The 26,417-nt window shown below is 39.3% G+C and carries 25 protein-coding genes and 1 pseudogene; 13 read left to right on the forward strand and 13 right to left on the reverse strand.

Features of this window, described 5'->3' with window-relative positions:
- Positions 1 to 175 precede the first annotated feature (175 nt).
- The 5 genes from M5E07_RS04590 to M5E07_RS04610 are packed head-to-tail and all read right to left on the reverse strand — an operon-like array spanning position 176 to position 5,170.
- Entirely contained in the window at positions 176 to 1,114 is a 939-nt protein-coding gene (locus M5E07_RS04590; protein WP_116762325.1) for an HpcH/HpaI aldolase/citrate lyase family protein, read from the reverse strand.
- A complete protein-coding gene (locus M5E07_RS04595; protein WP_252222441.1) occupies positions 1,111 to 2,271 on the reverse strand; it encodes a cysteine protease StiP domain-containing protein in 1,161 nt (386 codons plus the stop codon). Before M5E07_RS04595 ends, M5E07_RS04590 begins: the two co-directional genes overlap by 4 nt.
- Positions 2,264 to 3,043, reverse strand: a complete 780-nt coding sequence (locus M5E07_RS04600) for an HAD family hydrolase (RefSeq protein WP_252222444.1) — start codon at positions 3,041 to 3,043, stop codon at positions 2,264 to 2,266. Before M5E07_RS04600 ends, M5E07_RS04595 begins: the two co-directional genes overlap by 8 nt.
- Positions 3,033 to 4,154, reverse strand: a complete 1,122-nt coding sequence (locus M5E07_RS04605) for a phosphoribosyltransferase domain-containing protein (protein WP_252223690.1) — start codon at positions 4,152 to 4,154, stop codon at positions 3,033 to 3,035. Before M5E07_RS04605 ends, M5E07_RS04600 begins: the two co-directional genes overlap by 11 nt.
- A complete protein-coding gene (locus M5E07_RS04610) occupies positions 4,154 to 5,170 on the reverse strand; it encodes an ATP-grasp domain-containing protein (protein ID WP_252222447.1) in 1,017 nt (338 codons plus the stop codon). Before M5E07_RS04610 ends, M5E07_RS04605 begins: the two co-directional genes overlap by 1 nt.
- A gap of 296 nt (positions 5,171 to 5,466) precedes the next feature.
- On the opposite strand from M5E07_RS04610, the gene M5E07_RS04615 reads away from it, so the two are divergent.
- The 7 genes from M5E07_RS04615 (at position 5,467) to M5E07_RS04645 (ending at position 11,759) form a co-directional block, all read left to right on the forward strand.
- Positions 5,467 to 6,729, forward strand: coding sequence for a TerD family protein (locus M5E07_RS04615; RefSeq protein ID WP_252222450.1), 1,263 nt, complete (start codon positions 5,467 to 5,469; stop codon positions 6,727 to 6,729).
- Between the two features lie 43 nt (positions 6,730 to 6,772).
- Positions 6,773 to 7,348 carry a TerD family protein gene (locus M5E07_RS04620; protein ID WP_252222453.1) on the forward strand — a complete coding sequence of 192 codons (576 nt, stop codon included), beginning with the start codon at positions 6,773 to 6,775 and terminating at the stop codon, positions 7,346 to 7,348.
- Positions 7,349 to 7,368: 20 nt separating this feature from the next.
- The gene (locus tag M5E07_RS04625) at positions 7,369 to 8,439 is read left to right on the forward strand and encodes a DUF475 domain-containing protein (protein ID WP_252222457.1); all 1,071 of its coding nucleotides are present in this window, start codon (positions 7,369 to 7,371) and stop codon (positions 8,437 to 8,439) included.
- A gap of 21 nt (positions 8,440 to 8,460) precedes the next feature.
- Positions 8,461 to 9,039 (forward strand): TerD family protein, encoded by a 579-nt coding sequence (locus M5E07_RS04630; protein ID WP_074945855.1) that lies wholly within the window; start codon positions 8,461 to 8,463, stop codon positions 9,037 to 9,039.
- 107 nt (positions 9,040 to 9,146) lie between these two features.
- Complete coding sequence (locus M5E07_RS04635; RefSeq protein WP_252222460.1) at positions 9,147 to 10,430, forward strand: vWA domain-containing protein; 1,284 nt, start codon at positions 9,147 to 9,149, stop codon at positions 10,428 to 10,430.
- A 9-nt stretch (positions 10,431 to 10,439) separates the two neighbouring features.
- The gene (locus M5E07_RS04640; protein ID WP_252222463.1) at positions 10,440 to 11,162 is read left to right on the forward strand and encodes a TIGR00266 family protein; all 723 of its coding nucleotides are present in this window, start codon (positions 10,440 to 10,442) and stop codon (positions 11,160 to 11,162) included.
- 12 nt (positions 11,163 to 11,174) lie between these two features.
- The gene (locus M5E07_RS04645; RefSeq protein WP_004649611.1) at positions 11,175 to 11,759 is read left to right on the forward strand and encodes a TerD family protein; all 585 of its coding nucleotides are present in this window, start codon (positions 11,175 to 11,177) and stop codon (positions 11,757 to 11,759) included.
- An 83-nt stretch (positions 11,760 to 11,842) separates the two neighbouring features.
- Here M5E07_RS04645 and M5E07_RS04650 read toward each other — a convergent pair whose 3' ends face one another.
- On the reverse strand, positions 11,843 to 12,064 hold the full coding sequence (locus tag M5E07_RS04650; RefSeq protein WP_350464051.1) for a hypothetical protein: 222 nt from the start codon (positions 12,062 to 12,064) through the stop codon (positions 11,843 to 11,845).
- Positions 12,065 to 12,075: 11 nt separating this feature from the next.
- Here M5E07_RS04650 and M5E07_RS04655 point away from each other — a divergent pair.
- Both M5E07_RS04655 and def read left to right on the forward strand, forming a co-directional pair.
- Positions 12,076 to 12,300 (forward strand): annotated as a pseudogene (locus tag M5E07_RS04655) (IS5/IS1182 family transposase); the annotation flags it as partial.
- Between the two features lie 1,290 nt (positions 12,301 to 13,590).
- Entirely contained in the window at positions 13,591 to 14,076 is a 486-nt protein-coding gene (gene def, locus M5E07_RS04660; RefSeq protein WP_252222468.1) for a peptide deformylase, read from the forward strand.
- 15 nt (positions 14,077 to 14,091) lie between these two features.
- Here def and M5E07_RS04665 read toward each other — a convergent pair whose 3' ends face one another.
- Positions 14,092 to 14,874: an AraC family transcriptional regulator gene (locus M5E07_RS04665; protein ID WP_252223692.1), complete on the reverse strand. Its 783-nt coding sequence runs from the start codon at positions 14,872 to 14,874 to the stop codon at positions 14,092 to 14,094.
- A gap of 102 nt (positions 14,875 to 14,976) precedes the next feature.
- Between M5E07_RS04665 and M5E07_RS04670 the strand changes: the two genes are divergently transcribed.
- Both M5E07_RS04670 and M5E07_RS04675 read left to right on the forward strand, forming a co-directional pair.
- Entirely contained in the window at positions 14,977 to 16,197 is a 1,221-nt protein-coding gene (locus M5E07_RS04670; RefSeq protein WP_252222471.1) for an MFS transporter, read from the forward strand.
- A 140-nt stretch (positions 16,198 to 16,337) separates the two neighbouring features.
- The gene (locus tag M5E07_RS04675; protein ID WP_252222474.1) at positions 16,338 to 16,805 is read left to right on the forward strand and encodes a hypothetical protein; all 468 of its coding nucleotides are present in this window, start codon (positions 16,338 to 16,340) and stop codon (positions 16,803 to 16,805) included.
- On the opposite strand, the gene M5E07_RS04680 is transcribed toward M5E07_RS04675, so the two are convergent.
- A complete protein-coding gene (locus M5E07_RS04680) occupies positions 16,802 to 17,005 on the reverse strand; it encodes an amino acid transport protein (protein ID WP_252222477.1) in 204 nt (67 codons plus the stop codon). The genes M5E07_RS04675 and M5E07_RS04680 overlap by 4 nt on opposite strands.
- Positions 17,006 to 17,087: 82 nt before the next feature.
- Here M5E07_RS04680 and M5E07_RS04685 point away from each other — a divergent pair, with 82 nt between their 5' ends.
- A complete protein-coding gene (locus tag M5E07_RS04685) occupies positions 17,088 to 17,456 on the forward strand; it encodes an endonuclease domain-containing protein (RefSeq protein ID WP_252223694.1) in 369 nt (122 codons plus the stop codon).
- Positions 17,457 to 17,550: 94 nt separating this feature from the next.
- Here M5E07_RS04685 and M5E07_RS04690 read toward each other — a convergent pair whose 3' ends face one another.
- The 3 genes from M5E07_RS04690 to metH form a co-directional block, all read right to left on the reverse strand.
- Entirely contained in the window at positions 17,551 to 18,060 is a 510-nt protein-coding gene (locus tag M5E07_RS04690; RefSeq protein ID WP_252222480.1) for a hypothetical protein, read from the reverse strand.
- Positions 18,061 to 18,066: 6 nt separating this feature from the next.
- Positions 18,067 to 18,435: a hypothetical protein gene (locus M5E07_RS04695; RefSeq protein WP_252222483.1), complete on the reverse strand. Its 369-nt coding sequence runs from the start codon at positions 18,433 to 18,435 to the stop codon at positions 18,067 to 18,069.
- A 162-nt stretch (positions 18,436 to 18,597) separates the two neighbouring features.
- Positions 18,598 to 22,284, reverse strand: coding sequence for a methionine synthase (gene metH / locus M5E07_RS04700; RefSeq protein ID WP_252222486.1), 3,687 nt, complete (start codon positions 22,282 to 22,284; stop codon positions 18,598 to 18,600).
- A gap of 440 nt (positions 22,285 to 22,724) precedes the next feature.
- Here metH and M5E07_RS04705 point away from each other — a divergent pair, with 440 nt between their 5' ends.
- On the forward strand, positions 22,725 to 24,347 hold the full coding sequence (locus tag M5E07_RS04705; RefSeq protein ID WP_116761848.1) for an inorganic phosphate transporter: 1,623 nt from the start codon (positions 22,725 to 22,727) through the stop codon (positions 24,345 to 24,347).
- Positions 24,348 to 24,702: 355 nt separating this feature from the next.
- Here M5E07_RS04705 and pgaD read toward each other — a convergent pair whose 3' ends face one another.
- On the reverse strand, positions 24,703 to 25,125 hold the full coding sequence (pgaD, locus tag M5E07_RS04710) for a poly-beta-1,6-N-acetyl-D-glucosamine biosynthesis protein PgaD (RefSeq protein ID WP_252222489.1): 423 nt from the start codon (positions 25,123 to 25,125) through the stop codon (positions 24,703 to 24,705).
- Positions 25,126 to 25,152: 27 nt separating this feature from the next.
- Entirely contained in the window at positions 25,153 to 26,415 is a 1,263-nt protein-coding gene (gene pgaC / locus M5E07_RS04715; protein WP_252222492.1) for a poly-beta-1,6-N-acetyl-D-glucosamine synthase, read from the reverse strand.
- Between the last annotated feature and the right edge of the window lie 2 nt (positions 26,416 to 26,417).

Here is a 26,417-nt window from a genome sequence, read left to right on the forward strand (position 1 = left end):
CCCAATGCACCAAAGCCAGTCACGGATAAATCACGTCTTAAGACATCGCCTATCTAAAGGCTTATTCAATAATATAATTATTCAGATGAATAAGCCTACACCATTAAACTCTTACGTTTTTCAAGATACGCTTCACTAAGTCAGCAGCTTCAACTTCATCTGGCAGTAAAAATAGTTAAAGTGAGAATGTATTGAGCATGAATTTATCTTGGCTTGAGGCTTGAGGTTTAGATAAACCAAAAGTTTTATAGCGTAATAAAATCATTTCTGCCCAATTACGATGTGTCGCTGGTTCTAACATGGAGCCGTGGCTTTTAAATACACTTTTCGCATCTTGCGCTAAAATTTGCTGTGCTTCATTAAATTCTTCGCTATTGATTTGAAAGGCGCGATGAATATATTCAATTTGTGAGGGATGAATGGCCGTTTTGGTATAAATGCCGTTATTCATATCTTGGCATAATTCATCCATCAGCAATTGCGTGCGGTCAATATGTTCACATACGGGTGAACTGAGTTGAAAGCCCGCTGGAATAAATAAGCCTGCCAATTGTGCAATTAACATCCCCACTGGAGTTTGGTAAATCGTACTGTTTTTAGGGCGACGTAAATGTAAACAGGACAACAGGTCATTACCGCCAATTCTTAGACATAGGGTTTTATGAAAGTCATATTTGAGTGCTTGATTAAGCTCCATATTATGACCCATATCAAAAATTTCTTTGGTTTCAAGCGTCGGCATCAGGTTGATATTGGGTGGCAAAATGTCCATCCACTGCTTTAAATCGTGCAGCGTAAACTTGGGTAAAATCATGCCACTATAGGTGTGATTTAAGTCCCAATCGACAATATGTTTCGCCATTTCAATATTTCTAGGGCGAATAAATATCGCAGGTGCTTTTAAGTTTGGCTGCTCTAAACGTTTTTGTAATAAGTGCTTTAAGTTGACCATGGCTGTTTGTACATCTTTTTCCAACACGGCATCTTCTAAACAGACCGCAATAGACTTCAGTATCGGAAATTTAATGCCTTCAGTCACTTCCCATAATTGCTCATGGGTTGCAGGAATGTACATGGTTGCACCCAGCTCAATCGCATGTTGCAGTTGTTTCATTTATTTTTCTCGACTTTTTTTATCAGAGTCACTGCATGATATGGGCCTAACTTGGCACCTAAAATATCTACGGCAATATTCCGTTCTTTGGCAAAATGCAGCAGTAATTGTACATGTGGATTGGATGGATCACGGATTAATATTTTTTCAGGAACGCGTCTTAATACAGCGCGCGTGGCTTCTGCAATGCTGGGCTTAATATGATTAATATTTTTAATCGCGTAAGTCTCAGATATCCAGTCAATGGTGTCTAAACAAATTTTTTGTTGTTTGAGTCGAATGTGATTATTCCAATTTGCCAAATCGCTATGCGGATGCTGTTGAATAAGATTTAATATTTTGTCGATAAACTCAACTGAAATATCATACTGAGCCAGATGTTGATAGATTAAACAGCTATGCCAATTATTCGGATCGTAGCAATTTTTCTTTGCCAGATCGAAATCAATTGTATCTTTTAAAATAGTTCGTGAGATTAAGCCTGAGATCACGGAACCTAGCATACCAAAAGGAATCAGCCAATCTTCACAACTGGCACTTAACCACGAATAACCACCTAAATCGGCTAAGGTCACAAGGCGAGGAACCTCCCACCCTGCATCAAATAATGCCGGATAATCTGCCAAATTTTGGGTCAATTCTCGACAAATTGCACCCTTACCCGTCCAGCCATCGACAAAAACAATATTTTCCGCGCCGTGTTGTTCGATAATCGCCTGCAATGCTGCAAAATCAATACCGCGATCACGGATAATACTAATCCCGTAATGCTCACAATCCTGATGCTTGTGAATATAGTGTTTAAGGAGTACACCTAAAGGGACGCCAGCGCGAACCAAGCTAACTAAAATAATCGGTTGCTTGGGAAATCGAACCATCAGTGAGTTGCCAATCTTCTGCACATCACTTGCCAGACGTTCAGCACCTTGCTCAAAAGCGTATTCAAAATGTCGCATTTGCTCATCTGAAGGTGGATGTTCAACACTAATCATTTGTGAATAGTGTTTTTTCCCAGATTGAATCAGATACTCTTTTTCAGCTACGGGTGTGGGGTCTATTTCATCAATATTGAGCAAGAAGGTCACATCTTCAGGTCGATAAGAGCCATGGAACCCCAGTGTTTGAAGACTAGATGCTAACGCATGGTTTTTATACATGTCCTAAATATCCTTTTGCCTGATGATCTTGTGCTAGATTTTGTACTAAAAATTTATCCAACTGACTATTTTTAGGCATACCAAACCAATCACAGCAGCCTAAAAAGCCTGCATCAGACAAACTATCGCCCCAACCTAAAATGGCACGTTCGCGATTTGGGTCATATTTATTGATAAAAAATTCAACCGCTTTTTGTTTAGACACAAACTTGGGAAGAATGGCTAAATTATTGCCATTGATATGGACATAGCAGTGTTCAAGTACTTCAGCAGGTAACTGTTCAATCATTTGGTGCAGAAATAAAGGCGCAGGATCATTTTGCTTGGCAACGGTATAAATTTTCCCACCATTTTCTTGCATCGTCCACGTCCGAATTGAACCAAATGGTTTGGCATAATCGAGCAATAGCGCTGGCAATTCATCCAGTAACTCATCCAATTCAGCCGCCGCCTTGTGCTGGATGGCAAGCCATTCCTGATCAACCTGTTGATCTGCCGCTAAAATGGTTCCACCATGTGAGCATACCGCACCATGCAGAAAAGGAAGATGTACCCGCTGCAAGCCTGCAACTGAGCGTGCAGTCACAGGAATAACATCAGCAGATGCCAACAACCAATTCACAAAAATTTGCTGTTTGGGAAGCATATAAGACAGCGGCTCACCAAATTGATCTAGCGTGGCAATTTTATGTAGCGGTGTCGGGGGACTTTTACGATTTGTTTGAAACAGCGTGTCATCTAAGTCAACAAAAATTAACGGCTTAGGATTCATAACTAATAATTTCCAAATTTTTTATTTGTTCAAACAGGACAGGATCGACGCTATCTTGTGCTGTTTCAATGACCAATAAAACCCGATCAAACTGTTGATGTTTAACGTTATAGGCATAGTTATTAATATTCAGTCCATAATTGTCTTTAAATGCACAAATACTTTCAACGGCATGACCTTGTTTGATGGGAGAGCGCGTGGTTGAGCTGTAATAAACTTCCGCCCCTTGCTGCTCTAATTGCTCGGCAATTAGAAATGGAACCCAACTAAACTCACCCGAACCTAAGACCAAGATTTTTTCATGAGGCAAAGGCGGTTGAATATTTTGCCAAGCGCTACAATCTAGAAAGGTTGGTTCGCGTCCCCAATCATGAGGAGCAATAATTTTTTGAGCTTGCTGCTGGGTTGAGCTGACATCGGGCATGTCAATGTCAATAGGTTGTTGGTTCGGCTGCCACTGCCAATGACCATGTAATAATGACACCACTTCAACTGGAATCCCTAAGTCATCAGTGACTAAATGTTGTTCCGCCCAATTGACCAAGGTCACCAAAATAATCCGTTCAACCTGTTGTAAACCCGATTTTTTTAGGCTCAAGATTAAATTTCTAAAGGTCTTTCCTGTTGAAATTTCATCATCAATTAAAATGAGCGTTTTCGATGCAATAATATGTTGATGCTTAAGCGGATCATGACTGGATAAAATAAATTGATCTTGTGCATGGCTATGTTCTTCTAAAAACAAGCCTAAGGTCGGTAAGGTTTCAACGGGATGTCGCGTAGTGGTTAAAAAAATGGCATTTTGCCCAAAATCTTGTTTGAGTTCGCGATAAACGCCTGCCCCTAAACCCACTGCGGTCTCTGCCATACCAATCACGCTAATGGGGTAGGGCAAATCTTTAGGAATGATTGCAGCAAGGTCTTGATAACTTTTTTGCATTGCCGATGGTGCAACAGGGATATGTTTTCCAAGAACTTTAGAAACAAATAAGAATGCACGTTTGGGGTTAATTCTTTCTGCAAAACTGAGCAGATCATCCAATTTCCATTGTGGATGATGCTGATTCACAGTCACACTAATACGACCACGACTTAAATCAATATGTTTTATCAATGCGTACAATCCATTTTGAAACTTTGTGTAATGGGTAAAACTTGAACGAGGGGAACGAAGTCAGTATGTTGCAGTGTCAATTGCAATTTTTCAGCCATCAGTTCTGCAATTAAATTAATTCCAGTATGTTGTGTATAGGCAAAACCACCTGCGGGACGCGGGTTAATTTCTAAAATATGCCATACCCCCAGATCGTCTTGCTTAAATTGAATATTGATCAATCCATCACATTGGAAATGTTGCACCAGAATTTTGCAGATTGCATGACAAGGATGCTCGATATAGCATTGCTGATAAAATTTAAATTTAACACGGGTCACTAAGGCTAAAATTTGCCCATGGCTACAGGCAATATCCACGGAACATTCTTGTCCTGTTAAAAAAGGCATAATCAAATATTCAATAGGTTGATCTAATTGAGCATAGGCCTCTATAAATTGTTGCGTATTACACTGCGTATTGAGTTGAAATTGCTTAAAATATGAAACTTCATCTCGTAGTTGAACAAAACCAGAACCATATACGCCGTACACAGGTTTTGCACAAATATGTGAATATTTTTTTTGATAATCATCAATCGCTTGCTTTAATCCAACGACATGATCCACTTTTGCAGCAGGAATGTTTGGTAGGTTTAAAGCTTCACAAATTTCTCCGAATAGGAATTTATTGTTCATGTTTTCATGCTGTGCTATGCCAGTGGCACCTGTCACCAGTTGAATATCATGCCGAGCAAATTCTTCACGAAATTTTTCAATAAATTGACTGTGTTTTCCACAAAACAGCAGTTGAATGGAATGCACTTTACATTGTTCTAAAAGCCAATCTGCACTGTGTTCAACGGGAGGTTGTTGAAAAAAATAATCTGCGCAGAGTTTTAATTCTGGACGTTGTTTACTATGAGAACAAAAAATCGTCAGATGGGCAGATAAATTTGAGCGTTTTAATAATTGAATAATGTCATTTTGACAGGAGTAACTTTCAGCAATCCAGATATTATAGTGCGATTTCACAGTTGATTTGATCTCAATTTTCTTGAATAACAATTATTAATTTGTGCTTGTCATATATACCGCGTCGGGAATATATAGTTTTTTATGCTGTTGATGCAATAATTTTGTAAGACCTGATATGAAATTGCCAAAATTGATTAAAAAACTCAATTTTGCTATTGTGCTTAAAAAAAATATGTTAAAACATTAGGGGCTTATTTAACTCGTTTTTTGACGAGCAATCTTAATTTTTTATATCAATAATTCATGTGGTTAATGAATTAAAAGAAAATATTACAATATCATAAGAGGATAATATGCAACTTGTTGCTGGTGGGAATATTGCTTTAGCATCTGAAATTATTGAAATACTCATAAAAACAACTGTCCCTATGCAAATAGAACTCGATCTGACTGCATATCTTTTAGCAAAAGACACCCAAAAAGTGCGCGGTGACCAAGATATGATTTTCTATGGACAGCCTCAAACCCCGAATCAGAGTGTTGTTTTAGTTCAATCTAGTTCAAATGATCCCTATTTAACTCAACTTAAAATTAATACCGCATTGCTTGATCCAGACATTCAAAAAGTCACCTTATGTGCAACGCTCAATGAACCGAATAATTTTAGTCGAATATCTCCTATTCAGATGGAACTTTTATCCGCTCATCAAACCATCGCCAATGCATTGATTCAGACTCAGGCTAAAACTGAAAAAGCCCTAATTTTGGCTGAAGTGTATAAGCATAATGATAAATGGAAATTTAGATTTATCGATCAAGGTTTTAATGGGGGCTTAAAACCTTTGGCTGAAAACTTTGGTGTGGTGATTGAGGAGACTCAAAGTAACATTTCACCAACACCAACACCAACACCAACACCAACACCAACACCAACACCAACACCAACACCAACACCAACACCAACACCAACACCAACACCAACACCAATACCATCGAAGTCGAACCTTAACTTGTCAAAAATTAAGTTAGATAAAAATAATTCTAGAATTAATTTAACTAAAAAAGGCGCAGGCTTTGGCAAAATTTCAGTGAATTTAAACTGGAATAAATCTGCAGCTAAATCTGAATCCTTTTTCCAAAAATTAACCCGTTCTAATTCAATTGATTTAGATTTAGGGGCGATGGTACAGCTTAAAGATGGCAGTATTGATTTAGTCCAACCGCTTGGAAACCGATTTGGTCATTTTGACCAAATGCCTTATATCAAATTAGATGCAGATGATCGTACGGGTGCATCTATAAATGGTGAAAATTTACATATTAATGGTAATCAATGGGATCGCATTGAGCGAATTGTCATCTATACCTATATTTATGAAGGTGCAGCGCAGTGGGCAGCAACAGATGGGGTAGTGACCATTCATCTTCCAGATCAACCTGAAATTGAGGTACGTTTAACTGAAGGTAATCAATTAACTACCTGTGCAATTGTAGAATTAAAAAATATAAATGGCGAAATTCAAGCCAATCGAGAAGTCCGTTATTTTGAAGGTCAAAAAACCTTAGATCAGTTTTATGGTTTTGGTTTCCGTTGGACCAAAGGCTCAAAAGATTAACGCTATCCATTTAATTTACATGTAATAAAGAAGAGGGAAAATTATGGCGATTTCATTAAATAAAGGTGGAAATCTATCTTTAAGCAAAACAGATCCATCACTTAACCAAGTTTTGATTGGCTTAGGTTGGGATGCTCGGGCCACTGATGGCGTAGATTTTGATTTGGATGCTTCGGCATTTTTATTGGCGGCAAACGACAAAGTTCGTGCTGAAACAGATTTCATTTTTTATAACCAAACACGCTCTCCTGAAGGTTCTGTAGAACATACTGGTGATAACCGTACGGGCGCGGGTGAGGGTGATGATGAAGCGGTTAAGATTGATTTAGCGAAAGTTCCCGCTGAAGTGCAAAAAATTGCCATTACTGTCACCATTCATGATGCAGCAAGCCGTGGTCAAAATTTTGGCCAAGTGCAAAATGCGTTTATTCGCGTCGTCAATGATCAAACGAATGTTGAAATTGTACGTTTTGACTTAAATGAAGATTATTCAACAGAAACCGCGATGATTTTTGGCGAGTTATATCGTCATAACGGTGAATGGAAGTTCAGAGCCGTGGGTCAAGGTTATAACGGTGGTTTAAGTGCCATGTGCCGTCAATATGGCATCAGTATTTAAACGCTATTTTTAGGTGAAAAATGAAACATTTCCGTTTTTCGATCATCTTTAGCATTATCTGCTTGGCCATTTCGGCATATTGGGGTTTTACTCATGGCCCTCAAGCAGGCTTAATGGCAATGTTCAAAGTCTTGGCTATTACTGCAATTTTAGCGGTCATGGAGGTATCACTCTCCTTTGATAATGCAGTCGTCAATGCCTCTGTACTGAAACATTGGAACCAATTTTGGCGAACCCTATTTTTAACCGTGGGTATTATCGTTGCTGTTTTTGGTATGCGACTCATTTTCCCGTTGCTTATTGTCGGTGTCACCGCCGATATGAGCATGATTGAAGTCGCTAAATTAGCATTAAATGATCCTACAACTTATTCAGAAAAACTGATGGCCCATCATGCTGAAATCGCAGCATTTGGTGGCATGTTCTTATTATTGGTATTTCTGAATTTCTTGTTTGATGATGAAAAAGATGAACATTGGTTTCATTGGCTTGAATCAAAATTAGCAGATTTAGGCAATATTCAAGCGATTTCAGTTTTCATTTCATTGGTTGTGCTACTTATTCTGGCAAGCTACATCCCTGATACATCACGTTTAGTTGTGATGATGGCTGGTGTTTGGGGTATTGTCGTCTATGTGGGGGTGAAAGTTATTGGCCATCTATTAGAAGGCAGTAGCAATGATGATGAATCTGAAAAATCAAATGGTGCCACTGCAACAGGTACGATTGTCAAAGGTGGTATTGGTGGTTTCTTATATTTAGAAGTATTAGATGCCTCTTTTAGTTTCGATGGTGTAATCGGTGCTTTTGCAATTACCAGTGATGTGGTAATTATAATGCTGGGTCTCGCCATCGGTGCGATGTTTGTCCGTTCAATGACCATTTATCTGGTTGAAAAAGGTACGCTTGATGCTTATGTATATTTAGAACATGGTGCGCATTATGCAATTGGTGCACTTGCGTTGATTATGTTGGCGAGCGGTACAGGATTACATATTCCAGAGGTTATTACCGGATTAGTGGGTGTTGCCTTCATTGTTTGGGCTGTCATCTCTTCAATTTCATATAGTAAAAAGCAACAATCTTCATAAACGAAAGTTAAGGAAACAAAAATGGCTATTAATTTATCAAAAGGCGGAAATATTAATCTTTCCAAAACTGCTCCGACAATGAATAAAGTCGACTTGGGTTTAGGTTGGAATCCACGCGCAACAGATGGTAAAGCATTCGATCTAGATGCTGTTGCATTCTTAACAGGTGAAGATGGTAAAGTCCGTTTAGATGGTGAATTTATTTTCTTCAATCAAAAAGTTTCACCATGTGGTTCAGTTACCCATAAAGGTGATAACCGTACTGGCGATGGCGAGGGTGATGACGAAACAATTTCTGTAGACCTGTCTAAGGTTCCTCAAGAAGTTGCAAAAATTGTATTTGCTGTGACGATCCACGAAGGACAGCAAAATGGTCAAAACTTCGGTATGGTGGATAAAGCCTATATCCGTGTGATTAACCAAGATGCAAATGCAGAAGAGTTGGCGCGTTTCGACTTGTCTGAAGACGGTAGTACTGAAGTTGCGATGATTTTTGGTGAGTTATATCGTCACAATGGCGAATGGAAATTCAAAGCAGTCGGTCAAGGCTTTAATGGTGGTCTGGGTGTGTTAGCAGCAAGTTACGGTGTTGCAGTTTAAGCGAATAAATTAAAGTACTAAAAGAGTCATCTTTTAGTACTTGAAAGTAATTGGTATAAATCTATTTTATATTGAATTATTTTCAAGTACTAAAATAGAGAAGAATAATGCAATTAGTTTCAGGACAAAAAATAGCGCTCAATCAAGTTATTCAAAATGATCAAAAATTTACTTTACGTGTGCAATTTAAAGCAGCATTTGATGTCGATATATCCAGTTTTGGTATAGGACAAAACGATCAGCTTTTCCATGATGATTATATGACTTTTTATAATCAACCCCAGACGCCTCACTGTGAAGTGCAATATCGTCAGCAAGACAACCTGAATTTATTTACTTTTGATTTAAGTAAAATAAACGCGACACAGACGCCCCGATTTGTCATTTGTGCAACTGTAGCAAATGATCAAGCAACGATGCAAAATATTCAAAGTGGTCGAATTGATCTTGTGAATCAGCAAGGCGAAGTGTTGGCAAATTATCAATTAAATCCATCAAATTTTAGCCAAGAAAAAGCAGTCATGTTGACTGAAATTTACTTTAAAAATGATCTGTGGCGAATGGCTGCTATCGGACAAGGTTTTAATGGTGGATTAACCGCATTAGTGAAACATTTTGGCGGGGAGGTTGCTGAAAATTCTTCTCCTGCCCCTGCAGCGTCTAAAATTGATTTAAAGAAAAAAGTTGTTTTAGATAAGGTGGAAAAATTTGCACCCCATTTGCTTGATATCACTAAAAAATCACTGATTAGTTTAGAAAAAAATAAGTTACTTGAGGTAAAAGCAAGAGTGGCATTGATATTGGATTATTCAGGTTCAATGTCGCATCAATATAAATGTGGTGATGTACAGAAAGTTATGGATCGCATTATACCTTTGGCAATCAATTTTGATGACGATGGCAGCTTTGAGTGCTGGGCATTTGCAGAAAAAGCACTCCGTTTAAATGATGTAAGCCTGAATAATTTGAATAACTATATAGCTTCAGAACAAGGAGGCTATAAAAAATGGAATGCGGGAGCTGGCTATAATAATGAGCCTGCCGTTCTTGAAGAGGTGTTACATTATTTTAGCAAGGAAAGCCCATCCAATTTACCAGTCTATATTGTTTTTATTTCTGATGGTGGTGTTTCTGAAGCTAGAAAAATTAAAAAGATTTTACAAGAGGCATCATTGCAGCCCATATTCTGGCAATTTGTAGGGATTGGTGGCAGAAATTACGGTGTGTTAGAAAAATTAGATACCATGGAGGGGAGAGTGGTAGACAATTGTAATTTCTTTAAAATTGATAATATTGAAAGTATTTCTGAATCAATGTTGTATGACTTTTTACTTCAAGAATTTCCGATATGGTTAACAGAAGCAAAAAATAAAAATATCGTGAGAGCATAGGTAAATGTAATGGCAGAATTTAATCTTGTTGGTAGCCCAGAACCTTTTTTACATGTCAGTATGCAGCAAGGTGAAGCAATCTATTGTGAATCTGATGCGATGGTCATGGTTGAACAAAATCTTGAAGTTGGCGGTAAATTACGTGGCGGAATTTTTCAAGCTTTTATGCGTAAATTTACCTCTGGAGAGTCTTTGTTTCAACAGCAAATTAAAGCCGTGAAAGGTGCAGGAGAGTGTCTTTTATCACCGAATTTGGATGGTGATATGCAGATTCTGGATGTGGGTCAACGACAGTATATTTTATCTGATGGCTCTTTTGTTGCAGCAACCGAACACACCATGATCAAAGCAAAAGTGCAAAGTAATATAGGCGGTGCATTGTTCGGAGGCACGGGCGGTTTTGTGGTCATGGAAACCAGTGGGCAGGGTAAAGTGTGTATTTCTGGCAGTGGAACTTTACTCGAACTGGATATTACACCAGAGCAAGGTGAAGTTACCATCGACAATGGTCATGTTGCGGCTTGGGATGCATCGTTAAATTATAATATTGGCATTCCAAGTTCAGGTAGCGGTGGTTTTGTTGGCAATATCGTCAATAGTTTTACCAGTGGTGAAGGTTTAGTGATTAAGTTCCGTGGACATGGCAAAGTGATTGTGTGCTCACGTAATCGTGCGAGTTATTTACAGTGGTTAGCTACGGCTTTAGGTCGTGGTCATTCAAATTCAAACTGAAGGAAATTATAAATGGGCATTAGCTTAGTAAAAGGTCAAAAAATTTCTTTAGAAAAAGGTGATGGTTCATCTTTAACTAAAATATTTCTTGGTGCAGGTTGGGATGTCGCAAAAAAAGGCGGTTTACTTGGCATGTTTGGCGGTGGTGGTGATTCGATTGATCTTGATGCCTCTGCAATTGTTTTTGATGAAAATAACAAAGCGTTAGATAGCATTTGGTTCGGTCAATTACAGAGTCGTGATGGCAGTATTAAACATTCTGGTGACAATCGTACTGGTGATGGCGCAGGTGATGATGAGGCGATCCATGTGGATCTGACTCAAGTTCCTAGCCAAGTAAAATCAATTGTATTTACAATCAGCAGCTTCCGTGGACAAACTTTCGAAAAAGTTGAAAATGCTTTTTGCCGTGTAGTTGACGCTACAACCAATGTTGAAATTGCAAAATATAATCTTTCAGCAAAAGGTAATTATACAGCGTTAATTATTGCTAAAGTTTATCGTCACAATGGTGCATGGAAAATGTCTGCATTAGGCGAAACCTGTAATGGCAAAACCATTCAGGATATGGTTCCATCCATTTTACCTATTTTATAAAGTCGTTTAATTTCGTTAAAGTGGCTAGATGAATGCAATAAAAGGGTTCATCTAGCTTTTGCTCAACATAAATAATAGGTTTTTCATAAACCATTTTTACTCAGTTCCAAGTTGTAGATTTCGGCGATTAAATTAAATCTCAAACTGAGTCGTTGATATCTATTTCGATAGCATTCCGCAAGGAGCTTGAAGGTTTTCAGGCTACCAAACACATGCTGAATACCTATTCTTCTTTTATTGATTTCCTGATTATAGATTTTGAGTTCAGGACTCAATTTACTGTGTCTTTTGGCTTTTAATGGCAATAGGCTATGTTGCTCGAAATCATAAGATGATTCCTATTATTCCGAGAAAATCGAACAGCAAAAAACCAAAGATAGACTTTGATTCCTATCTCTATCGTCTAAGGCATCTTTTTGAAAATGCCTTCGCACGACTAACGCATTTTTGTGGTATCGCCACTCGTTTTGAAAAGTTAGCTCGCAACTATAAGCCCATGTTGTTCTTGGCTTGTTTGTTTATTTGGTACAAAACCAAATGAGGACATGCTCTAGTCAGTACCGGTATAGAGTTCAACATGAAGAATAAAAAACAATTGGTACTCTTTCACCGGCATTAAATGGCTCTCGTATCTTTACTCAAAAAAGTTCAAATTAAGGGCATAGAGCAAAGATATTTAATGCTTCTTAAGGTCTGAAGGGGAGGACCCATCTCTTCAGACCTTGTTTTATCTTATTGATATTAATTTTGATGATTCAAAAGTATAAATTTATCAATTCATATTTTTTCAATGTGCGCATGATTTTATAGCGTATTCATTCATCATTATTGATTTAATCTCGTTTATTAAATGATAGACCTCAATGTTCCCGTCAGGCTGATGAACTGTATATCGATATTGTGCATATGGTTTGTAAGAGGATTGGATATTTTATTTTTTAATTTAAACGCAATTCAAGATCGCTCTTTGTGTAACTTTACATTTCAACGGTTACTTAACTTGCGGTATTTTTAGTTTAAATAACGTAAGTTTTTGAAAAATATAATCAACCTGAATCGCAGATAAAAAATAATTTGAAAAAAAGGTGGCTGAAAACCCTTAGGGCGTTACCATACCACCTATGCCTTCAGCCATCATGTTCGATTTTTACATATTCCTTCTGCATGATTGATGATTTTTTCAAAAAATCGAAGCAACCTATTGGCAATGTTTAAAACACAACAACAATCGTTTGAGAAAGCTGTTTTCTCAATTGAAAATTTCAGAGATTGTCTTCATCACCATTTGGTATAAATGCTCATATTTCAATAACGTCAAAGCATTTTTCTTTTCATGAAAGAAAAATCACAATCAACTCTTTAGATATTTATCGTGTTGCCAATGGATCATTTATCTCATCAGAACAGACAAATTGGCACTGCATGCCTTACACTTTGCTTTGATAAAAGATTGTCAAAGCAATCATTTATAGATAGCTGCTATGACCACTACCGAGACGTATTGCAATGGTCGTACATTAAATTTTATGACAGTATGTATGACCTGTCATAGAAAGCATCATAGATTCCTCAAGTAAATAGTTTATGTAACTTGTGTTTCGATTTATCGCTCATCTTAAAAAGGGTGAGCGCCAAACATTTTTAAGTTTGTATTTATCGTATCCTTACTTTGTTCAACAGTTGAGTAAAAAAACGCATTTGAACTGCCAAGCATTGCACAAGAATACATAAAGCTTAGAAATTCATCATTAAACTACCGATTTCAATTTGCATATAACTGGTTCAGAATAGATGGAAACCAATCGTTGAGTCTTGATCTTAGGAACAGTGTATGAGCGTGATTTTACCCGTTGCCCAACGTGGAGAAGACATCTTAAAATTGAAAGCTGCACCTGTTGCCGAAGCAGAGTTTAATAGTGCATGGCTGATGCAATTGGCTTCAGCCATGCACGCGACCATGCTAGAGCGTAATGGTGTCGGGATAGCCGCACCGCAATTGTATATTTCTAAACAGGTGATTATTGTTGCTTCGCGTCCGAATCCACGTTATCCCGATGCGTCTGAGATGCAGCCTGTGGTCATGATTAATCCGCAAATCTTAGAGTTTTCTGAAACCACGTGTCTAGGTGAAGAAGGTTGTCTAAGTGTGCCCAATCAACGTGCGCAGGTTGAGCGTGCACAAGTCATTAGAGTGCTTTATCACACATTGGAAGGGGATGTCATGGAAACAACTTTTGAAGGATTTCCAGCACGCATCGTGCAACATGAAGTAGATCACCTCAATGGTATTTTATTTGTTGACCGATTAACTGCCTAAGCTATATCGGCTGTTTCATTCATCTGTATATTTAAATTGCTGCGGTGTTTGCCCGAAATGTCGTTTAAACATGGCACTAAATGCGCTTGGATTGCTGTATCCCAGTGCCCTAGAAATTTGTGCAACAGATTCGCCACTGGCGATTTTACTTAAGGCCTGCGCAATATGCATTCGTTGCAGCCACGCCCGATAGGACAGCCCAGTTTCCTTTTGGAACATCCGCATCAGTGTTCTGGTACTGGTGCCAATTTCATCTGCCCATGTGCTTAAGTCTTTAGGATATTGTGGTTCATGTAAGAGCGTTTGACAGATGTTTAACAGCCGTTTGTCTTGGGGCCAAGGGATCTGAATGGGTAAAGAATTGGCTTTCTGAATTTCATCAAAAATCAAAATTTGTATTGCACGAGAAAGCTCATCCGAACTCAGTAATTCGGATGCGGGAATATGTTCAATCACATTTAAACGAATGAGGAGTTCATGCAATAACTTGCTGACCCGAATAATAAAACACTGTTGACCCAATACTGATGCTGCGTGAGCTTCGACCAGTGCAGTATTCATTTTGACCCGACTTAAAGAAATTACACTATGTTCAATATGTGCAGGAATCCATAGCGCACACATGGGCGGAATCAACCAAACATGATTCGGTGTAAACACCTGAATAATCCCAGTCGAGGCATACAGGAACTGTGCCCGTGAATGGTGATGGGCAGGAGTAATTTCGCGGTAAGTATGCTCAGAGGAAAGTCCAATCACCAATTCAGACATTTCTGTTTCAATCAGAGAATCTGATATTTTCATGAAATTTGTCACTTATACAGGGATTATTGGAAGATAATACTATGAATGACATTTTACAATATTGGTTGAAATATCAATGATTGGAGTTTTTCAGCTATGACGTCTTCAATACAGACGAAGGAAAGCATGGATGAAGCTGTGGCAAATCTTCAGCCACAAGGGATGATTGTAAAAATTGTAGGTGCTGTGGCACTGGCACATCTACTGAATGACTTGATTCAAGCCGTTCTGCCTGCGATTTACCCGATGCTGAAAACCAACTTCTCGCTGAGCTTTGCTCAAGTTGGACTCATTTCATTGGTATATCAAATTACTGGTTCATTACTGCAACCTTGGATTGGTCTTTATACCGACAAAAATCCTAAACCGTATTTATTGCCACTGGGTATGTTAGTGACCTTGAGTGGTATTTTATTGTTGGCATTTTCTCCTAGTTTTACGGTATTGCTTATCGGGTCTGCTCTGATTGGCGTGGGGTCATCGACCTTTCATCCAGAGGCTTCACGTGTGGCGCGTATGGCATCGGGTGGGCGTTTTGGCACAGCACAATCGACCTTTCAGGTGGGAGGTAATACAGGAACTGCAATAGGACCTTTATTGGCTGCGCTGATTATTGTGCCCTTTGGACAGCATGCAGTGGCCTTGTTGATTGTGTTTGCATTACTTGCCATTTGGGTATTGTTTGGTGTGAGTCGTTGGAGTATCGGCTACAGTAAAAAACAACTGGCGGCCAAAGCACAACAAGTACAAAGTAAATTGCACGGGCGCCAGTTAGTGATCGCGCTCTCGACCATCTGCGTGCTGATGTTCGCCAAATTTACTTATATTGCCAGTATCAGTAATTACTTTACTTTTTACTTGATGCATAAATTCCATATCAGTTTGCAAAGCGCTCAGTTGCATTTATTTGCCTTTTTGGCTGCGGTGGCATTAGGAACCTTTGCAGGTGGACCAATTGGTGACAAGATTGGACGTAAAGCAGTGATTTGGGTGTCGTTTGTCGGCATGGCACCCTTCGCTTTAATGATGCCGTTTGCCAATCTTTTTTGGACCACAGTATTGTCGGTAATCACAGGCTTGGTGTTGTCTTCTGCCTTTGCTGCCATGGTGGTGTATGCACAAGAAGCGGTACCTGGACGAGTGGGCATGATTGCAGGTTTAATGTTCGGTTTAATGTTTGGCGTGAGTGGCATTGCCGCGGCAGGTTTGGGCTATTTGGCAGATTTAAAGGGCATTGAATGGGTATTTGGTGTGTGTTCGTTATTACCATTACTGGGTTTTGCCACTGCATTTTTACCGAAGACCCAAGCAAATTAAACCGAATACCGCAGAACTTTATGCTCAGACGCGCTATCTTAGAAAATGAACAAGATGGCGCGTTTGTTTTTTACTGGGTTGTTGTGTCCAAAACCAATACAACGATGGGTGAACCGTTTTGATTCTGGAAGATGAATGTCATGACTACTCCCGATGCTGTAATAAAAATTTCCTTAGGCTTGGAGCAGCTCAGCTTTGAACTCGATGGGCAGCACTTTCAGATTGATAAAGGCTTACAATTCATCAAGTCGAATAGTATGCGTCATGGTCTACTAGACGAACTCGCCATTGAATTGATGATCTATGTGATTGAAGAAATATTAGAATCGCTTCCCATTCAATATGCTCCACCCAAAAATGCAATCACTGAGGATGCTTTATTTCAACAAGTGTTGAGCTTATTTTTTCCGAATCAGCACAATATAGATCGAGTGCAGCTTGAAAGTGGCTTTAATGAGTTTATCGAGTATCGCGAATATTATGTGTGTAAAGTAGCGGAGCAGGGCGTATTCAGTCTGGTTTACTTTGTATTTTTACGCGAGATGATGCATCACTGGAATGTGATCGATACGAAATTTGAATCGCTTGAAACCGCTAAATCACTTTAAAAGCGTAAAAAATAAGGAAAGATCGACAGTAGAATACCAATACTACCAAGCAAAACATTGCTTTCAATAAAATAAGGGAAAACCATTAGAACCAGACCGACAACAAAAGGCACGGTCAGTTTTTGTTTTTTGCCATACAGAAAATAGCCTAAACCAATTGAGCTAAAGATCACGCCGAGAAAAAGTTGGGTTGCGTTCATGATGATGTTTCGTGCATTGTTATTTTCTGGTGAATATTATGCCAAGATTCTTAAAAGAATATTTAAAAAAAAGAGCGTCATGATGCAACCTTATAACAAATACTTAAAACTTCCATCGCGTGATTTACGCAACAATATGACCGATGCTGAACACTGGCTATGGCAAAGATTACGCCGTAAGCAAATTTTAGGATTACAGTTTTATCGGCAAAAGCCAATTCTTAACTTTATCGTGGATTTTTATTGTTCCTCTGCGAACCTCGTCATTGAGTGTGATGGAGGACAACATTACACCGAAGATGGTCGTTTAGCAGATCAAATTCGAGATCAGGCTTTAAGTGAGTTAGGACTAGTGGTGCTGAGGTTTAGTAATCGGCAGATTTTGACTGAAACTGATGCTGTGGTGGAACAGGTTTATTGGATTGCGAAACAGAGGTTGGAATCCCCCTAAATCCCCCTTTGTGAAAGGGGGACTTTACGCGAATTTGATGATGGTTTTTTGATTCTCGGTACTCCCTCCTTTTTAAAGGAGGGTTGGGGAGGATTTATTTGAAGATTTTATCCCAAAAAATATTGTAATCATGCATCATTGCTTCAAAAGATTTTGAATCAGCAGTTTTATCTAAATTGCTTATAACTGTTTCATATACTTTATTGCTTTGATCTTCTGAAATACCGCTAACCTTGACTTGGATTTCTCTAGCCTTATCTTTCATATAACCTAATAAATATTCTGGCATAACCAAATTTGATGGTCGTAGAATTCCTTGTTTAAGTGCAACTCTACTAGCTCGCATTTGTTTTGAATATTTTGAACTGATAATACCTATAATTAAGAATGTTGGGAGTTTAGTGAAAGTATAGATATCTTTGTCACCTGTAAGAACATCAATACCAATACTTCGAAGAAAGTAGCGATTAATATTTGGTGGAAAATTCAATGATTCAGGTAGTTTTTCTATTTCAGATAAAGGAAAAATATGTTGTTCATATTGATCTAGGTTAGATGTATTTCCTAATAGAAAGTTTCTTAGATGAGTTTCAGCTTGATGCATTTGTTTTTAAAAATACTCTGACTCATCGTTAAAGTCATTATTTTGTCGTTTTATATATATTAATGTCCGCCATGATAGTGATGCACAAAATTTTGAAAGCCATTCACTGTAAGATGAAATATATTGTTTTTTGTCTAAGCTAGGCAAAAATATTTGTTCGGAAAATAGCTTTTCCCATCCTGAAAATAAAATTTCACAGTTATGACAAAGTAGATATTCTTTGAAAATATCTTGTTGCCTTTTATTTATATTCTTTATGTCACGGAGATAACCTGTAGCACTTGTTCGTTTTAACCATTTGCCTACAAATTTTGGAATTAAATGGCTTTCTTTTAAATTAGTTTCATCTTTACAAAGAGCGCAGATACCATGCATTTACAAACTCATTAGAATATTGAATAGGTTGTTATTTGATCTTATATAAAATATTTGAATGCAACAATAATCCCTCCCAACCTCCCTTTAAAAAGGGAGGGGCTGTCACGTAATTCACTTGATACGCAAAAGTTCCCCTCTTTTTAAAGAGGGGGTAGGGGATTAAACAATCGAATCATCTAAATTCGGCCCTAACCAACGCTTCGCTTCATCGAGTGTCCAACCTTTACGTTTTGCATAATCTTCAAGTTGGTCTTGAGATATTTTGCCCACGTTAAAGTATTCACTTTGAGGATGTGAATAATAGAAACCACTTACTGAAGATGGTGGCATCATCGCAAAGTGCTCAGTGAGTTTAGTGCCGATTTTGTCTGTAGACCCTAACCAGTCAAACAACACCGCTTTTTCAGAGTGCTCTGGACACGCTGGGTAACCCGGCGCAGGGCGAATGCCGACATATTTCTCTTTAATCAGCTCTTCATTGGTGAGTGTTTCATCTGCTTTATAACCCCAGAACTCTTTACGAATGCGTTCATGCAAATGTTCGGCAAAGGCCTCAGCAAAACGGTCTGCCAATGACTGAACTAAAATTGCAGAGTAGTCATCGCCTTTGGCTTTGTATTCATTCGCTAATTCTTCTGCACCAAAAATCGATACAGTGAATCCACCTAAGTAGTCCTGTTGCTCACGGTCAGTACGAATGTAATCTGCCAAAGACAAGTTTGGTTTACCTGTGACTTTGTCAGATTGCTGACGCAAATGTTCAAATGTATGCGTAACATTTTGACCCGCTTCATCAAATACGCTGATGGTGTCGGCGTCAGTGCGCTGAGCAGGGAACATACCAAATACAGCACGTGCATCAAAAAGGTTGTTGTCGATAATATCTTTCAACATTGCTTGAGCTTGGTTGTACAAATCTGTTGCAGCTTCGCCAACCACTTCATCTTGTAAAATTTTCGGGAACTTACCAGCCAAGCTCCAAGAAATGAAGAATGGTGTCCAGTCAAAATATGCAACCAATGTTTCAAGCGGGTAGTTTGTTAAAACTTGAGTTCCCAAAAGGTTTGGTTTTGCTGGAACGTAGCTTTCATCAATTTTAAAACCGTTTTTAACAGACTCTGCATAAGTTAGCTTGGCAGCTTTAGGTTGTTTGTTGGCTAAGCGCTCACGAATTTTGGCATATTCAGCACGGTGTTCTTCAATGAATTTTCCACGCATTTCTTTTGAAAGCAGTGTAGTTGCAACACCCACAGCACGTGAGGCATCGGCAACATAAATCACCGCATCGTTATGGTACTGAGGATCAATTTTTACTGCTGTGTGTGCTTTCGATGTCGTAGCACCACCAATTAATAAAGGAATATTAAAACCTTTACGTTGCATTTCTTTCGCAACAAACACCATTTCATCTAAAGATGGAGTAATCAGACCTGACAACCCGATGATGTCACATTTTTCATCAATCGCAGTTTGCAAGATTTTCTCACAAGGTACCATCACACCAAGGTCAACAATGTCGTAACCATTACAGCCGAGTACAACACCCACAATATTTTTACCAATATCGTGTACGTCGCCCTTAACAGTTGCCATCAGGACTTTACCTTTAGATTGGCTACCTGTTTTTTCAGCTTCAATGTACGGGTTGAGCCAAGCCACAGCTTGCTTCATGACACGTGCAGATTTCACAACCTGTGGTAAGAACATTTTGCCTGAACCGAACAAGTCACCGACCACGTTCATACCGTCCATCAAAGCGCCTTCAATCACATCTAATGGACGTTTAGCTTTTAGACGAGCTTCTTCGGTATCTTCGTCAATGTATGTGGTAATACCTTTGACTAATGCATATTCAAGACGTTTTTCTACAGGTTCGTTACGCCATTCAAGGTTTTCGGCTTCACGTTGTGCTCCGCTATGACCACGGTATTTTTCAGCGACTTCAAGCAGTTTTTCTGTGGCGTTTTGGCCAGACTCACCTTGGTTCTGGTTTAAAACAACATCTTCAACCGCATCTTTGAGTTCTTTAGGAATATCATCATAAATTGCCATTTGGCCAGCATTTACAATCCCCATAGTCATGCCTTGTTTAATGGCATGGTACAAGAACACAGAGTGAATGGCTTCACGAACAGGCTCATTTCCACGGAATGAGAACGATACGTTCGATACACCACCAGAAATCATGGCATGAGGTAAGTTCTGTTTAATCCAACCTGTGGCTTCAATAAAATCGACGCCATAGTTATTGTGTTCTTCAATACCTGTTGCCACTGCAAACACGTTCGGGTCAAAAATAATATCTTCAGCAGGGAAGCCAACATCATTGACCAAAACATCATAAGAACGTTTACAGATTTCACGTTTGCGTGCAGCAGTATCTGCCTGACCTGTTTCATCAAAGGCCATCACAATAATCGCGGCACCATATTGACGGCAGAGGCGAGCCTTTTCGACAAACTCGTCATAACCTTCTTTTAACGAAATCGAGTTAACAACAGGTTTACCTTGTACACATTTTAAGCCTGCTTCAATGATTTCCCATTTTGATGAGTCAATCATGATTGGCACACGTGAAATATCTGGCTCAGATGCCACAAGATTTAAGAAATGAACCATCGCATTTTGCGAATCGAGCATCCCTTCATCCATGTTAATGTCAATAATCTGTGCGCCAGCTTCCACTTGTTGCTGTGCAACTTCTAAAGCTTCAGAAAAGTTTTCTTCACGAATAAGACGTAAGAATTTTTTTGAACCTGTAACGTTAGTACGTTCACCCACGTTTACAAACAGTGAGTCATCATAAATATTAAATGGTTCTAAACCACTTAAGCGGCAAGCTGGTTTAGTTTCAGGAATTTGACGGGGTGCAATGTCTTTTACAGCATTGGCAATAGCACGAATATGGTCTGGTGTTGTACCACAGCAACCGCCGGTAATATTGATCAAACCACTTTCTGCAAATTCTTTTAAGAAGGCAGCAGTTTGTTCTGGTGTTTCGTCATATTCACCAAAAGCATTTGGTAAGCCTGCATTTGGATGAGCAGAAATGAACGTATCAGCAACATCAGATACGGTTTTAACGTGAGGACGCATGGCATCTGCACCAAGGGCACAGTTAAAACCAATTGAAAGTAAATCACCATGACGCACAGAGTTCCAGAACGCTTCGGCAGTTTGACCTGTCAAGGTACGGCCTGAGGCATCGGTAATGGTGCCTGAAATCATGAGTGGTAATTCATGACCAATTTGCTTAAAGACTTCTTTCACCGCAAAAATTGCAGCTTTACAGTTTAATGTATCAAAAACGGTTTCAATCAGAATGATATCTGCACCACCTTCAATCAGCGCATGAGTGGCCTCAATGTAGTTTTCTTTTAGCGCATCAAAGGTAATGTTACGAAAGGCAGGATCATTTACATTGGGTGAAATTGAACAGGTACGCGATGTTGGGCCGAGTACACCCGCTACAAAACGAGGTTTGTCAGGTGTTGAATATTTTTCACAAGCTGCTTTGGCTAAACGCGCTGCTTCACGGTTAATCTCGGGAACAAGGTCTTCCATGTGGTAATCAGACATAGAAACACGTGTGCCGTTAAAGCTGTTGGTTTCAATAATGTCTGCGCCTGCATCAAGATAAGCTTCATGAATGCCTTGAATGATTTCTGGCTGTGTTAAAACTAAAAGGTCATTGTTACCTTTTAAGTCATGTGCCCAATCTGCAAAACGCTCACCACGGTAATCTTCTTCTTCAAGCTTATGGCGTTGAATCATGGTGCCCATCGCACCATCAATGATCAATATACGCTCAGCGAGAAGCTTTTTAAGGGTGGTAAGCGTGGACATAAATAACCCCAATACACGGCAAGTCTTGAAATGGAGCATATTTTAACAGAACTCAGACTTAATTTTATTTTAATTCAGCTTTTTGACTGTCAAGTTAGTAGTATTCATGCAAAAAAGAAGAGTTATTTGGCGATTTCATTGAAATGCAATATTACATAGGCATGATGAATCTATTTCGATTTCAAGGTGAAAGCGCATCAGAGAGTGACAAATTTTTTTACAATTCTGAAAATCAACTACTTTTTTGCATGAAATATTTTTTTGTTATAAGTATTTGAAAAAAACAGATTTACAGCTAAAAATCCTCCCCATCGTAGCGCGGAGTGATTTAAAACAGGTCAATTGTTAAAAATTTGGCTTTATATGACACCTGTTTGTCATATAATTGTCATAATTTAATTGAACAATAAGGGGATTTTATTATCCTCTTAACCGTCTGCATGAATTCAAAAACTCCTCCCGTCCAAGATCGTATGCATTCAGCATCGAACAAGTCGACGAATGTGCATGTTCCAACACCGAAGTTTTTTATGCCGGTGTTTTTTACGGTCATTATTGCGACCCTCATTTATATTGGGTTTCAGGTATCTGCGGACTTGTCGCATGTACCACCATTAAGTTTGTATTCTGTTATTCTTTTAGCGACGGCATTATTGATTGCACTAGGCTTTGAGTTTGTGAATGGTTTCCATGACACAGCCAATGCAGTTGCAACAGTGATTTATACCAATGCACTGTCTGCGCCTGTTGCGGTGATGTGGGCTGGTTTTTGTAATTTCCTTGGGGTTATGGTCGCTAGCGGCGCGGTTGCTTATGGCATTATTGCTTTACTGCCAGTTGAACTGATTATGAATGTGAGTTCAGGGGCAGGCTTTGCGATGGTCTTTGCCATGCTGATTGCTGCAATTCTGTGGAATTTAGGTACTTGGTTCTTGGGTATTCCTGCATCGAGCTCGCACACTTTGATTGGTTCTATTTTGGGTGTAGGGATTATGAACTACCTATTACACTCGGGTAGTGGTGCCAGCGGTGTCGATATGGACCAAGTGATGAAAGTGGGTAAAGCATTACTGTTTTCTCCTTTAATCGGTTTTGCATTTGCTGCTGTTGTTTTCTTATTGGTGAAAAAAATCTTCAAGCGTCAGCTCGAATTATTCCAACCACCTGAAGGCAATAAGCCTCCACCACCACTTATTCGTGCCATTCTAATTTTTACCTGTACAGGGGTAAGCTTTGCACATGGTTCAAACGATGGTCAAAAAGGCATGGGCTTAATCATGTTAATTTTGATTGGTTTGGTGCCATTGGCTTATTCACTGAATAAGAATTTAGACTCAGCACATATCCAGTCATTTGAGCAATTGTCATCTCAAGCTGCGGTTGCTATGTATCCCGCACATGCAGACATTCCAGATGAACAAGCGCGTCAAACCATTACTGCTTATATTCAAACCAAAGAAATGACTCCAGAAGTGGTGCCTGCTTTGGCAAGTTTGACCGATCATTTGGGTGACCGTATTTCGCAATATGGCGACTTGAAAAATATTCCTGAAGATGCAATTTCATCTATTCGTAATGATATGTATTTGAGCACAACAGCGTTCAAACGTTTGGATAAAGCAGACCAGTTACCTGCGATGCCTGAAGCTCAGCAAAAGGTGGTGAAAGAGTATCGTAGCAAGTTGGATAGTTTCTTACAGTACATTCCAACGTGGGTAAAAGTTGCAGTCGCTTTGGCTTTAGGTCTAGGTACAATGGTGGGTTGGAAGCGTATTGTGGTGACTGTCGGTGAGCGTATTGGTAAGCATCACATGACGTATGGTCAGGGTATGTCTGCTGAACTTGTGGCAATGTCGACCATTGCAGCGGCGGATGGTTTTGGTATGCCAGTTTCTACAACTCACGTATTAAACAGTGCGGTTGCAGGTACGATGGTAGCCAACAAGTCAGGTTTGAATTTTGCCACTGTAAAAACAATTCTTTCGGCATGGATTTTTACACTTCCTGCCACCATTTGTTTATCTGGTGGTTTATACTGGATTTTCCTCCAGTTCGTTTCTTAAAGTTCTTAAGAGACGGAATTAAAGCGCTGCATGGTCAGCGCTTTTTTTATGCCTGTTTGATTATAAACTCCATCGTTTTGATGTGAAGAAAGGCTGCTTTAGCACAGGTACTCATTGCGATTAGAAGCAGATTGATTGCTATGCTTCAATCAGATTCACGCCTATTTTCATAGATATTTCAAAAGCAAAAGTGTCAATGATGATTAAAACAAGAGGCAGGCAGCTTTGTTTTTATTTTGGCAAGGATTTAGATGCGGCAATACTTTGGTTTTGAAAAATACGAATTGAATAAAAAAGACCCCAAGATATCTTGAGGTCAATTGTTTTAAAAAGGGGAGCAGTGATCTATATTTCATTATGCTAGATCAACGATTTGCCCTTGATCATTATGATGAACCACGGTGATTTTATGCTGTCGAGATTGTTCAATTTTTTGGTTGCTGAGCTCGAAATAATCGGCATATTGCTGTGTCGTTAAAGACTGTTCTTGCTCTACTTTAACACTTGCAGACGGCATAAATCGACTCCAGAGCAATAACCCCACACTACAGAGCAGCAGTTCTAATCCACCATATTCAATGCTTATACTCAGTGCACTTAACAGATGGTGTACCGCTGAACTTTTCTGTAATTGTATGAGAATCCAGACCAGTAAGAAGGGACGCCAAAGCATGAACCATGCACCCCACATTAATGCCGTAGTGGTATTCGACATATAGCGTTTATGCCAAGGCAGTAAATGACGCAAATCAATCACTAAATCATGTTGAGATTTCATTTTGAGATACTCTAATCGTGTTGAGTGTTATAAACGGATACCACGGTCTGGGCTGACCCAGCGCGCGCGCTTATCTTCACCACGTAACAGTACTTTTGGAAAAGCCATAATGGTGGCACTTATAGTAATGAGCCAGAATACAAATGGATACCAAATCATCCAGAAGTAGTTCTTGCCTAAATTCGGTTCATAACGACTATCCATCCATTTGCTTAAAGCAAACTGAATAAGACAGGTCGCTCCCAGTAATACACCACTGCCATAAGGTAAGAATGGAGAGCTAATGCTACTCAATGCGGCTATTGAGAAAATAAAATGCACAAGCCACAAAACGGCCAATAACAACATTAAATAAGACCAAACCAGCGTCAGACAAAGCTCTAACATCAGTGGCCATAAAAAATTGAGTTTGGGTTGAATGAGTACATCCAAATTTTTGATTAAGACCTGAGCGCCACCCATTGCCCAACGGAGACGTTGTTTCCAAAGTCCAGAAAGCGTTTCAGGCATTAAAATCCACACCAATGCATTCGGTTCAAACTGAATGTCCCAACCCGCACGCTGCAATTTCCATGTGATGTCAATGTCTTCGGTGAGCATGTTTGGCGACCAATATCCAACTTGATGCACGGCACTTTTACGAAATGCAGTAACCACTCCTGAAACTGTAAATAGACGTCCGAAGCTGCGCTGGGCACGTTTGATCATTCCCACAATCGAAGAAAACTCACCCACTTGAATACGTCCCAAGAGTGTTGAACGGGTGCGAATACGTGGATTGCCTGTCACTGCTGCAATCTTCGGATTGGCAATGAAATGTTGCATCATCCATGTTGCTGCATGTGGATCAAGTAGTGCATCCCCATCAATTCCTAATAGGAATTCTGCTTCTGTCACAAGGCTACCTGCTTGTAACGCCATGGCTTTACCTTGATTTTTCGCAAGGTGTACCACACGTAGGCGTTCATGTTGATGTGCCAATCGGTTCAATACTTCAGCGGTGTTGTCCGAACTACCATCATTAATCGCAATCACTTCAAAATTCGGATAGTCGAGTTTTAAGGCATGACTAATGGTTTCTTCCGCATTATCACCCTCATTAAAACAAGGAATTAATACCGCAACCAGAGGGTAGTGCGGTAATGTCTTGGGTTGTTGATAGGCAGGTTGTTTGCGCTCTTTACGATAGAAAATTAGTGCACCTAACATCCACAGGTACGACATGAACAAGGGGTAATAAAACACAAAGTTGAGCGCGTGACGCAGCCAAAGATTGAAATGAGGTAACATAC

This window comes from Acinetobacter tibetensis (assembly GCF_023824315.1).
GTDB classification, from domain to species: Bacteria; Pseudomonadota; Gammaproteobacteria; order Pseudomonadales; family Moraxellaceae; genus Acinetobacter; species Acinetobacter tibetensis.

Bases quoted from the DNA above. Each gene is read 5' to 3' on its own strand.
- M5E07_RS04590 (WP_116762325.1), bottom strand. From the start codon at position 1,114: ATGAAACAACTGCAACATGCGATTGAGCTGGGTGCAACCATGTACATT.
- M5E07_RS04595 (WP_252222441.1), bottom strand. From the start codon at position 2,271: ATGTATAAAAACCATGCGTTAGCATCTAGTCTTCAAACACTGGGGTTC.
- M5E07_RS04600 (WP_252222444.1), bottom strand. From the start codon at position 3,043: ATGAATCCTAAGCCGTTAATTTTTGTTGACTTAGATGACACGCTGTTT.
- M5E07_RS04615 (WP_252222450.1), top strand. From the start codon at position 5,467: ATGCAACTTGTTGCTGGTGGGAATATTGCTTTAGCATCTGAAATTATT.
- M5E07_RS04620 (WP_252222453.1), top strand. From the start codon at position 6,773: ATGGCGATTTCATTAAATAAAGGTGGAAATCTATCTTTAAGCAAAACA.
- M5E07_RS04625 (WP_252222457.1), top strand. From the start codon at position 7,369: ATGAAACATTTCCGTTTTTCGATCATCTTTAGCATTATCTGCTTGGCC.
- M5E07_RS04630 (WP_074945855.1), top strand. From the start codon at position 8,461: ATGGCTATTAATTTATCAAAAGGCGGAAATATTAATCTTTCCAAAACT.
- M5E07_RS04635 (WP_252222460.1), top strand. From the start codon at position 9,147: ATGCAATTAGTTTCAGGACAAAAAATAGCGCTCAATCAAGTTATTCAA.
- M5E07_RS04640 (WP_252222463.1), top strand. From the start codon at position 10,440: ATGGCAGAATTTAATCTTGTTGGTAGCCCAGAACCTTTTTTACATGTC.
- M5E07_RS04645 (WP_004649611.1), top strand. From the start codon at position 11,175: ATGGGCATTAGCTTAGTAAAAGGTCAAAAAATTTCTTTAGAAAAAGGT.
- def (WP_252222468.1), top strand. From the start codon at position 13,591: ATGAGCGTGATTTTACCCGTTGCCCAACGTGGAGAAGACATCTTAAAA.
- M5E07_RS04670 (WP_252222471.1), top strand. From the start codon at position 14,977: ATGACGTCTTCAATACAGACGAAGGAAAGCATGGATGAAGCTGTGGCA.
- M5E07_RS04675 (WP_252222474.1), top strand. From the start codon at position 16,338: ATGACTACTCCCGATGCTGTAATAAAAATTTCCTTAGGCTTGGAGCAG.
- M5E07_RS04680 (WP_252222477.1), bottom strand. From the start codon at position 17,005: ATGAACGCAACCCAACTTTTTCTCGGCGTGATCTTTAGCTCAATTGGT.
- M5E07_RS04685 (WP_252223694.1), top strand. From the start codon at position 17,088: ATGCAACCTTATAACAAATACTTAAAACTTCCATCGCGTGATTTACGC.
- M5E07_RS04690 (WP_252222480.1), bottom strand. From the start codon at position 18,060: ATGCATCAAGCTGAAACTCATCTAAGAAACTTTCTATTAGGAAATACA.
- M5E07_RS04695 (WP_252222483.1), bottom strand. From the start codon at position 18,435: ATGCATGGTATCTGCGCTCTTTGTAAAGATGAAACTAATTTAAAAGAA.
- metH (WP_252222486.1), bottom strand. From the start codon at position 22,284: ATGTCCACGCTTACCACCCTTAAAAAGCTTCTCGCTGAGCGTATATTG.
- M5E07_RS04705 (WP_116761848.1), top strand. From the start codon at position 22,725: ATGAATTCAAAAACTCCTCCCGTCCAAGATCGTATGCATTCAGCATCG.
- pgaD (WP_252222489.1), bottom strand. From the start codon at position 25,125: ATGAAATCTCAACATGATTTAGTGATTGATTTGCGTCATTTACTGCCT.
- pgaC (WP_252222492.1), bottom strand. From the start codon at position 26,415: ATGTTACCTCATTTCAATCTTTGGCTGCGTCACGCGCTCAACTTTGTG.